The organism is Shimia sp., assembly GCF_041624275.1.
Taxonomy (GTDB): Bacteria; Pseudomonadota; Alphaproteobacteria; order Rhodobacterales; family Rhodobacteraceae; genus Shimia.
The window spans coordinates 1-8,680 of the sequence record NZ_JBFJVE010000142.1; the positions used below are offsets into that span (position 1 = coordinate 1).

Consider the following 8,680-nt stretch of genomic DNA (forward strand, 5'->3'; position numbering starts at 1 on the left):
GCCGCAGCCGGCGCCCGCATCGCGGCTTTCCTGTCAGAACAGCAATCCCGGAAGCCACAGGGCGATCTGCGGGAAAGCCACCACCAGCGCCAGCCCGATCACCTGTAGGATCACAAAGGGAATCGCCGCCCAATAGATATCCCCGATCGTCACATTCGCCGGGGCCACCGAGCGCATGTAGAACAGGTTGTAGCCAAAGGGCGGGGTCAGATAGGCCGATTGCATCGACAGGATGAACAGCACCGCGAACCAGGTCGTGTCGAAGCCGAGATCGCGCACGATCGGCACGAACAGCGGCACGGTGATGAAGACGATGGCGAAATCGTCAAGGAACATGCCGAGCACGAAATAGGTCGCCAGCATCGCCACGATCACCAGCATCGGCGAAAGCTCGAAATCCTCGATCAGCTCGCCGACGATCATGCCCGCGCCGAGACCGACATAGATCTTGGAAAAGAACACCGCCGCGATGGTGATCCACATCAGCATGCCCATCAGCTTGGTGGTGGTCAGCATCACATAGCGCAGCATGTCCCAGTTGACCCGCCCGTGCAGGGCGGCGATCACCAGCGAACCGGCGGCGCCGATGGCCGAGGCCTCGGAGGGCGAGGTCACGCCGCCGATGATACAGCCCAGAACCGTGGCAATCAGCACCCCCGGCGCGATCAGGTGGCGCAGCGATTTCAGCTTCTCGATACCGCTGAACCGTTCGCTGGCGGGGGCGGGCGGGCCGAGATCGGGATTGATCCGGCAGCGCAGCAGCACATAGAGGATGTAGATCCCGGCCAGCATCAGCCCCGGCATCAGGCCGGCGGCGAACAGCTTGCCGACGGAATCGCGCGACAGGAAAGCATAGATGATCATCAGTACCGAGGGCGGGATCAGGAAGCCCAGCGCGCCCCCGGCCATGATCGTGCCGGTGACCAGCCGCTTGTCGTAGCCGCGTTTCAGCATCGCCGGCAGGGCGATGATCCCGAGGCTGACCGTGGCCGCGCCCGAGACACCGGCCATGGCGGCGATCAGGGCGCAGATGATCACGGTGCCGACCCCGAGCCCGCCGGGCACGCCGCCCATCAGCTTGTGGATCATCTCGAAGAGATCGTCGGTGATGCCCGATCGTTGCAACACCAGCCCCATGAAAATGAACATCGGCAGCGCCACCAGCAGGAAATTGTCCATCGCGCTGAACGTCGAGGAGACCAGCAGGTCCAGCCCCCCCGGACCCCAGAGTACAAAGGCGCTGCCGACGCCCGAAATCGTCAATGCCCAGGCCAGCGGCGATCCCATCGCCATCAGGGCCAGCATCGACAGGAACATGATCGCGGTTATCAACAGCGGATCGAGTTCAGCCATAGTTTATCCTCCTCCCGGGGCGGCGGCCTTGCCTCCCCCCAGTGTTCATCTGCCTCAGTCCTTGGCGGCGTTCAGAAGTTCCGGGTCGATGTCGCTTTCGACCTCGCGGGCACGCGGATCGTCAAAGCGGATGCCCAGCAGCACCAGAACGGCGCGCAGCAATTCGGCGATGTTCTGAAGGATCACCAGCCCGACCGCGATCGGGATCACGGTCTTGATCGGGTAGATCACCGGTTGCCAGATGCTCTTGTTCGAATACTCGCGCACGGCCCAGCTTTCGGCGGCAAATTCGACCGAGAGCTTGAAAAAAACGCCCAGCACAAGCAGGCCGAGCGCAAAAATGATCGTATCGCAAAAGGCCTTGCCGCGCGGCCCCATCACCCCGTAGATCACCTCGGAGCGGACATGCCCGCGATGGCGCAGGGTATAGGCGCCGGCCAGCATGCAGAAGGCCCCGTAGAGCATGGTCGAGGTTTCATGAGCCCAGATCGTCGGGGCGTTCAGGAAATATCGGGCGATGATCTCGAAGACCAGCACCCCGATCATCGCCAGCGTCAACCAGGAAATGGCCCGCCCGACGAACTCGGACAGGCCATCCTGCATGACAAGGTATCTTGTCACGACACTCATTACAGGCGGCCTTGGGCCTTGGCATTGTCAACCAGAAGGTCGATCAACTTGGAATTGCGCTCGGACCGGGCGGCTTCTTCCTTCCAGACACCCTGTGCGGCCACCGTCAGCGCCTTGGAGTCGGCGTCAGGCAGGGTCGCGTAGTTGAAGGTACCTTCGGCGACACCCTCGTTGCCGGCTGCCAACCACTGGTGGATGTCTTCGGCAAACTGGGCGATCGCAGCTTCAAGGATCTTCTTGTGCTCGTCCGAGAGTTTCTCCCATGCGGCGGGGTTGGCGAGGAAGGTCTCGGTCCAGCCCGGCATCAGCATGTTGAGGAAAGTGTAGTTCTGCGCGGTTTCGTTCAGCTTCAGCTGCTCGTATTCCACCGGACCACCATAGATGGCGCCGTCGATCACGCCGGTCGACATGCCGATGTAAAGCTCTTGTGCCGGCAGGTAGACGGTGGGGATGTCGAAGGCGTTCAGAACCTTGGCCACGTTCGAGGTGGCGCGGATCTTGCGGGTCTTCAGATCCTCCAGCGAGGTCACCGGCTCCTTGGTCAGCAGGTCGTAGTTGTGGCCATAGCCCTTGCCGAGATACTTGGCGCCGGCTTCGGCATAGGCTTCGGTCAGCAGCGCGTCGACGGCGGGGCTGTCGAACAGCGCCTTGGCTTCGTCGACACTGGCCCAAGCGCCCGGAAGACCGGCTTCGATGTTGCCGATGTCAACTTGACCGGACCAATAGCCACCGTGGCCGTGCACGATGTCGAGCGTGCCCTTGGAGACCGCATCGGCGAACTGATCCGATGCCACCAGTTCTCCGCCACGGAAATACTGGATGCGCAGGCTGCCGTCCGAGGCTTCCTTGACGGTGTCTTTGAACTTCTTGGCAATGTGGTCGATCTCGGTTCCGTAGAAGGTGTGGAACCGCAGGCGCACGGTGTCGGCGCTGGCAGTGGTGGCCACGGCCGCAAGGGCGACGGCGCCCGAAATCGCGCCGATCGCGGCACGGCGGGTAAAGGTGCTGAAGTTCATGGTTTCTCCTCCGAAAATCGGGCGGCTGGCGCCCGTGAACTGTCAAGGTGTCGGCGAGGGGGCGGAGTCACAAGCCACTTGTGCCCCGGCGTCAACGTGGTTAGCCTCCTACATCATGGTAAAAGATGTAAGCAATGAAAAGTTTCACGAAATTGCAAAAAACTTGGCGATTGAACGTGTATCCCAGATCAATCAGGCCGCCTCGAAGCAGTTTTTAGTCGCTTTAAAACAAGCTCTTGTGCATCTTTCCCATATACGCGCCGCCATGGCCGGCGCGCTTGCGCCCCGCCTTGAAACGGATTCTCATCAAATCAACGAATTGATCCATGATGGTGAAAAATCCGATTCGCCGTTGTTCACCCCCGGGCCTTCCGGCAACGTATCCAGAAAAAGGACCTCGAAAATGGCCGACAAACCTGAACCGCTCTCGGGCCTGACCGATATCTACAGGTTCCTGCGACGCAACGAAAAACCGATCTACGTGATCATGCCAACGCCGTTCAACCTGCTGGGTCTCGACCAGTGGGTCGGCGGGCTCGAATACGTCAACTACTTCGACATCTTCGACGGCCGCCACCCGAGGGTCTTCATTCCGACCCAGACCAAGGCCCAGGATTTCCGCTCCATGGAAGATGTCGGCAACTACCTCGTGGCGCATCCCGAGTTCCGCGACCGCATCAAGTCGCAGCCTCCCGGCATGGCGATCTTCGTGCAGTTCGACGAGGAGACCGAGGAGCTGTGCAAGGAGGTCGGCCTCGAGATCGCCCTGCCCTCGAACGATCTGCGCAACCGGCTGGACAGCAAGATCGAGACCACCCGGCTCGGCAACGAGGCCGGCGTGCCCAGCGCCCCCAACATCATGGGCGAGGCCAACACCTATGGCGAGTTGAGCAAACTCGCCGACCGCGCCGGGCTGGGGCAGGATCTGGTGGTGCAGACCCCCTATGGCGACAGCGGCCGCACGACCTTCTTCATCAAGTCGCAGGACGACTGGGACAAGGTGTCGAGCAAGATCATCGGCCAGCAGCTGAAGATCATGAAGCGGCTCAACCACCTGCCCGGCACCATCGAGGGCTGTGCCACGCGGCACGGCACGCTGGTAGGTCCGGTGATGACCGACATCACCGGCTTCGAGGAAATCACCCCCTACAAGGGCGGCTGGTGCGGCAATGACATTTCGCCGACCATCCTGCCCGACGACGTGCCGGAAAAGGTGCGCGACATGGCGCGCAAGTTCGGCGACCGCCTCTATCAGGAAGGCTACAAGGGGGTGTTCTGCATCGACTTCCTGCTCGATACCGACACCAACGAAGTCTATCTCGGCGAGCTGAACCCGCGCGTCTCGGGCGCTTCACCGCCCACCAACCTCATCACCTCGACCTATGGCGGCTGCCCGCTGTTCCTGTTCCACCTGCTGGAATTCATGGATGTCGACTACGAGATCGACCTCGAGGAAGTGTAGTCGCGCTGGAACCACTACGATCACTGGACCCAGCTGATCCTCAAGCAGACCGAGGACAAGGTCGAGCTGATCACCAAGGCGCCGCGTTCGGGCATCTGGCGCATGGGCGAGGACGGCGAAATCAACTTCGAGCGGCCGACCCACAACATCAATGCGCTTGGCGACGAGGCCGAGGCCTTCTATCTGCGGGTCTACGGGGTCGGCGAATACTGCTATCACGGCGCCGATCTGGGCTGCCTGCTGGCGCGCGGCCGCATGCAGTCGGACGATCGCGAGCTGCTGGCGCGCGCCTCGGACTGGAACGCGGCGATCAAGGCCCAGTTCAAGAGCGTGCCGATTTCCGCCACCACGCAGATCTCGATGCCGTCGGACATGACCGCCGGCAAGTGGTTCTGAAACCTGCCCCCTGCCCGGGCGGTCTCGTCCGGGCAGAGCTTATTCCGGGGTCTCGGGCCCCACCGGGTCGAGATCGTTGCGCACCCAGAAATAGCTGAACCCCTGTTCGCGCAGCCAGACCTCGAGCCGGTCAAGGCTGCTCCATTCGCGGCGCAAACCGCGCGCGCTTTCGAGATAGGCCCAGACGCCATCGACCAGAAAATAGACCGTCCAGGTATTGGGGTTCTTCAACTGGTCTCCGAAGCCGCCCCCTTTGACCAGGCGCGGGGTGCGTACGATCACCGGGTAATGGGTGATGCGGAACCCGGCCAGCAACTGGGGAATATCGGGCTGGCGGATCGCGGTAGATGGAACGGGTGGTGGCAGCATGAGGGATGTTCTTGACATGAAAACAACAAAAGTCAATATAACACCATGATGCATGATGTAGATGAACCCATCCGCGACCGCGTTTCCGGTCTGGCCCCGGAAACGCCGGAATACGCGCATTTTCAGGGGGAAATCACCTCATGCAGTTGAATTTTCGCAGCCTCACCGAGGAACGTCCGGGGGAAGCATGGCGCAAGGTGTTCGCGCATGGCTGGCCCGGCTGGAGCGAGTGGTACACCGCCCGCAGCAAGGGCGACGGGCCTGATCTGCGGGACTCGCGACGGGCGCTGCGCCGTCACATGCCGGAATACGAATCGCTTTGGGACGAGCTGAGCCTGGTCAGCGGCGCCGACGATTCTGCGGCGCAGTTCCTCAGCTTCTGGTCTCCGCCGCGCTATCTGGTGAACTGCTCTCAGGCGGTGCTGGTCGATGGTGACGGGCCGATGCTGATCCGCAATTACGATCTCGATCCCGACCTGAACGAGGCGACGCTGTTGTCGACCAACTGGCGCGGACGCCGGGTGGTCGGCATGGTCGAGGCCATGGCCGGGCTGGCCGACGGCATGAACGATGCCGGGCTGGCCGCGTCGCTGACCTTCGGCGGGTGGGTCGAACGCCAGCCGGGGTTCGGCATCCCGATCATCATGCGCTATGTGCTCGAAACCTGCACCACCACCCGCGACGCGGTCGAGGTGCTGCGCTCGGTGCCTTCGCATATGTCCTACAACGTCACCGTGATCGACGCGGCCGGAGAATGGGCCACGGTGTTTCTGGCCCCCGACCGCCCGGCGATCGTCACCCGCCAGCGCTGGGCCACCAACCACCAGCTGGGGGTCGAATGGCCGCGCCATGGCCGGGTGTCGAACACCATGGGCCGCGCGCAGCATCTCGAGACGCTGCTCGAGCGCAGCGACCTCAGCGCCGGATTGCTGGCCTCGGAATTCCTCAGGCCGCCGCTGTTCGGCACCAATTACAAACAGGGGTTCGGCACCGTCTATACCGCCTGCTACCGGCCGGTTCTGGGCACGGTCACCCTGTCGTGGAAGGACGGCACGCGCGAAAGCTTCCAGCTGTCCGAGGTGGCCGCGCGTCAGCGCCCGATCCGCTATGATCCCACCGGGTCGGCGGCGGTGGCGTCGACGGTCATTGCCCCGGACGACCCGGCCCTTCCCTGGTACCAGGATTTTCTGCGCGAGCTCACCCCCGGCCTGCCCGATCCCGACGGCGCCGAGCAGGCGCGGCTGGCGGCCTTCTGGCGCCGCAACCACCTGGGACAGGACCGCGAGTGGTCCAACCTGACCCCGGTTTCAAACGACCCATCCCCCGAGTAGGCAAAGGAAGCACAATGTCCCGTTTCGCGATCGCCGGCATTCAAATGCACATCACCACGCACCGCAATCTCGAAGAGATGCGCCAGCGGCTGGAGATCCTGTTTCACCTCTACCCCTGGGTGCAGATGGTGGTCTTTTCCGAACTCGCCGCCCATGGTCCGGCCAAACACGCGGCGCAGCCGATGGACGGCTCGTTCGAACGCGAGTTCTGCGAGATGGCCCGCCGCTACGACACCTGGCTGATCCCCGGATCGTATTTCGAAAAGCTCGACGGCGCGATCTACAACACCACGCCGGTGATCAACCCGGCAGGCGAAGTCGTCACCCGCTACCGCAAGATGTTCCCCTTCACCCCCTACGAGGACGGGGTCACGCCGGGGCGCGAATTTTGCGTCTTCGACGTGCCGGGCGCGGGCCGCTTCGGGGTCTCGATCTGCTATGACCTGTGGTTCCCGGAAGTGACCCGCACGCTGACCTCGATGGGGGCCGAGGTGATCATCAACCCGGTTCTGGCCAGCTTCGTCGACCGCCCCGCCGACCTTGCCATCGCCCAGGGGTCGGCCGCGATGTTCCAGAGCTACATCTTCCACATCAACGGCCTGCTGGCGGGCGGCAACGGCTATTCCATGGTGATCGACCCGGCCGGCCAGATCCTGCATCGCGGCAACGTGCAGGAAGAGATGATCCCGATCGAGGTCGATTTCGACCTGGTGCGGCGCCAGCGCCGCCGCGGCATCCTCAACATGGGCCAGCCGCTGAAAAGCTTCCGCGACAACAGCGTCGAGTTCCCGGTCTACCAGCCCGGCTTCGATCGCGGCTATCTCGACTCGCTCGGCCCGTTGCAGAAACCGGGTCGCCCCGGCCCCACCCCATCAGCAGGGAACCACACGGGCCCCGTCGACCCCGTCGAGGTCGACATCGTGCCCGTGCCCCCCAAACCGCGAAAGAAGGCGGGCTGAACCCGCCGCCCACGCATTCGCCTTTGGCACAACACTGATTGAAAAGGAGATCGTCGCATGACGTCACCAAACCCCAAAGTCGCTGCCGTTCCGAAAGGGTTTCGCAGCATCACCGCCAGCCTTGCCCTGGCCAACGTGCAGGCCGCACTGGATTTCTATACCGAGGTGTTTCACGCCGAGATCGTCGAGGTGCTGACCGCGCCGGACAGCGACGAGGTGATCCATGCGCTGGTCAAGATCGGCGGCACCGCGCTGATCCTGGTGCTCGACCGGACCGCGCTGCCCACCGCCGGAACCGGCCATGTCAGCCTGCACCATTACCTCGAGCCCATCGAAGACACTTTCCAGGCCGCCGTGGACGGCGGCGCGGTGGCGATCTCGCCGGTCACCGCCACCTGGTGGGGCGATCTGAACGCGGTTCTGGTGGACCCGTTCGGCATCCGCTGGAACCTCGCCAAGCGTGTCGAGCGCCTGACCCCGGCGGAACGCGACCAGCGCCTGCGACAGGCGTTCCTTCTCGACCTGCCCGAGAGTGACGTGGCACCGGGCGAAGAGACCCCTGCCCCCGAAACCGCTGCAACGGTCCCCGAATTGGCGGCCGGCGACGCCTGAGCCGATCGGACTTGCCGTTTGCTCCCCGTGGCGGCAAGTCCGCTGCCGGCCGCCCCCCATGCCGACAAGGCCGCGGCCGGCCGCTGCGTCCGGGATCAGGTGCCCAGAATAGCGGGCAGGCGTAACCCGTGATCCCGGGCGCAGCTCAGCGCCGCATCATACCCCGCATCGGCATGGCGCCAGACGCCGCTGGCCGGGTCGTTCCACAACACGCGTTCCAGCCGCCGCGCCGCCGCATCACTGCCGTCGGCGCAGATCACGACGCCGGCATGTTGGCTGAAGCCCATGCCGACCCCGCCGCCATGGTGCAGCGACACCCATGTCGCCCCGCTGGCGGTGTTGACCAGCGCATTGAGCAGCGGCCAGTCGCTGACCGCGTCCGAGCCGTCGCGCATGGCTTCGGTCTCGCGGTTGGGCGAGGCGACCGAGCCCGAATCCAGATGGTCGCGCCCGATCACGATCGGTGCTTTCAATTCGCCGCTGGCCACCATCTCGTTGAACTTCAACCCGGCGCGGTGGCGATCCCCGAGCCCGATCCAGCAGATCCGCGCC

Annotated in this window: 9 protein-coding genes and 1 pseudogene; 5 read left to right on the forward strand and 5 right to left on the reverse strand. The window is 63.7% G+C overall.

From position 1 onward, the window contains the following. Positions 1-33: 33 nt before the first annotated feature. Genes ABZD10_RS11270 through ABZD10_RS11280 form a run of 3 tightly spaced genes read right to left on the reverse strand, consistent with a single transcriptional unit; the run spans position 34 to position 2,999 of the window. Positions 34-1,353, reverse strand: a complete 1,320-nt coding sequence (locus tag ABZD10_RS11270; RefSeq protein WP_372886576.1) for a TRAP transporter large permease subunit — start codon at positions 1,351-1,353, stop codon at positions 34-36. Positions 1,354-1,407: 54 nt separating this feature from the next. Then, entirely contained in the window at positions 1,408-1,983 is a 576-nt protein-coding gene (locus tag ABZD10_RS11275; protein WP_372886578.1) for a TRAP transporter small permease subunit, read from the reverse strand. Further along, positions 1,983-2,999: a TRAP transporter substrate-binding protein gene (locus tag ABZD10_RS11280; protein ID WP_372886579.1), complete on the reverse strand. Its 1,017-nt coding sequence runs from the start codon at positions 2,997-2,999 to the stop codon at positions 1,983-1,985. Before ABZD10_RS11280 ends, ABZD10_RS11275 begins: the two co-directional genes overlap by 1 nt. 403 nt (positions 3,000-3,402) lie before the next feature. Between ABZD10_RS11280 and ABZD10_RS11285 the strand changes: the two genes are divergently transcribed. After that, entirely contained in the window at positions 3,403-4,461 is a 1,059-nt protein-coding gene (locus ABZD10_RS11285; RefSeq protein WP_372886580.1) for a biotin carboxylase, read from the forward strand. Between the two features lie 102 nt (positions 4,462-4,563). Further along, positions 4,564-4,857: a hypothetical protein gene (locus ABZD10_RS11290; RefSeq protein WP_372886582.1), complete on the forward strand. Its 294-nt coding sequence runs from the start codon at positions 4,564-4,566 to the stop codon at positions 4,855-4,857. 39 nt (positions 4,858-4,896) lie between these two features. On the opposite strand, the gene ABZD10_RS11295 is transcribed toward ABZD10_RS11290, so the two are convergent. Continuing rightward, positions 4,897-5,226, reverse strand: coding sequence for a hypothetical protein (locus ABZD10_RS11295; protein ID WP_372886583.1), 330 nt, complete (start codon positions 5,224-5,226; stop codon positions 4,897-4,899). A gap of 140 nt (positions 5,227-5,366) precedes the next feature. Here ABZD10_RS11295 and ABZD10_RS11300 point away from each other — a divergent pair, with 140 nt between their 5' ends. From ABZD10_RS11300 to ABZD10_RS11310, 3 genes are read left to right on the forward strand one after another with little or no spacing between them, the layout of a single operon-like run. Then, the gene (locus tag ABZD10_RS11300; protein ID WP_372886585.1) at positions 5,367-6,557 is read left to right on the forward strand and encodes a C45 family autoproteolytic acyltransferase/hydolase; all 1,191 of its coding nucleotides are present in this window, start codon (positions 5,367-5,369) and stop codon (positions 6,555-6,557) included. A 14-nt stretch (positions 6,558-6,571) separates the two neighbouring features. After that, complete coding sequence (locus ABZD10_RS11305) at positions 6,572-7,516, forward strand: carbon-nitrogen hydrolase family protein (RefSeq protein ID WP_372886587.1); 945 nt, start codon at positions 6,572-6,574, stop codon at positions 7,514-7,516. A gap of 57 nt (positions 7,517-7,573) precedes the next feature. Then, on the forward strand, positions 7,574-8,128 hold the full coding sequence (locus tag ABZD10_RS11310; RefSeq protein ID WP_372886589.1) for a VOC family protein: 555 nt from the start codon (positions 7,574-7,576) through the stop codon (positions 8,126-8,128). A 95-nt stretch (positions 8,129-8,223) separates the two neighbouring features. Here the strand turns inward: ABZD10_RS11310 and ABZD10_RS11315 are convergent. Beyond that, positions 8,224-8,680: pseudogene (locus tag ABZD10_RS11315) on the reverse strand (urocanate hydratase); the annotation flags it as partial.

Bases quoted from the DNA above. Each gene is read 5' to 3' on its own strand.
- ABZD10_RS11310 (WP_372886589.1), top strand. From the start codon at position 7,574: ATGACGTCACCAAACCCCAAAGTCGCTGCCGTTCCGAAAGGGTTTCGC.
- ABZD10_RS11300 (WP_372886585.1), top strand. From the start codon at position 5,367: ATGCAGTTGAATTTTCGCAGCCTCACCGAGGAACGTCCGGGGGAAGCA.
- ABZD10_RS11295 (WP_372886583.1), bottom strand. From the start codon at position 5,226: ATGCTGCCACCACCCGTTCCATCTACCGCGATCCGCCAGCCCGATATT.
- ABZD10_RS11305 (WP_372886587.1), top strand. From the start codon at position 6,572: ATGTCCCGTTTCGCGATCGCCGGCATTCAAATGCACATCACCACGCAC.
- ABZD10_RS11285 (WP_372886580.1), top strand. From the start codon at position 3,403: ATGGCCGACAAACCTGAACCGCTCTCGGGCCTGACCGATATCTACAGG.
- ABZD10_RS11275 (WP_372886578.1), bottom strand. From the start codon at position 1,983: ATGAGTGTCGTGACAAGATACCTTGTCATGCAGGATGGCCTGTCCGAG.
- ABZD10_RS11290 (WP_372886582.1), top strand. From the start codon at position 4,564: ATGGGCGAGGACGGCGAAATCAACTTCGAGCGGCCGACCCACAACATC.
- ABZD10_RS11280 (WP_372886579.1), bottom strand. From the start codon at position 2,999: ATGAACTTCAGCACCTTTACCCGCCGTGCCGCGATCGGCGCGATTTCG.
- ABZD10_RS11270 (WP_372886576.1), bottom strand. From the start codon at position 1,353: ATGGCTGAACTCGATCCGCTGTTGATAACCGCGATCATGTTCCTGTCG.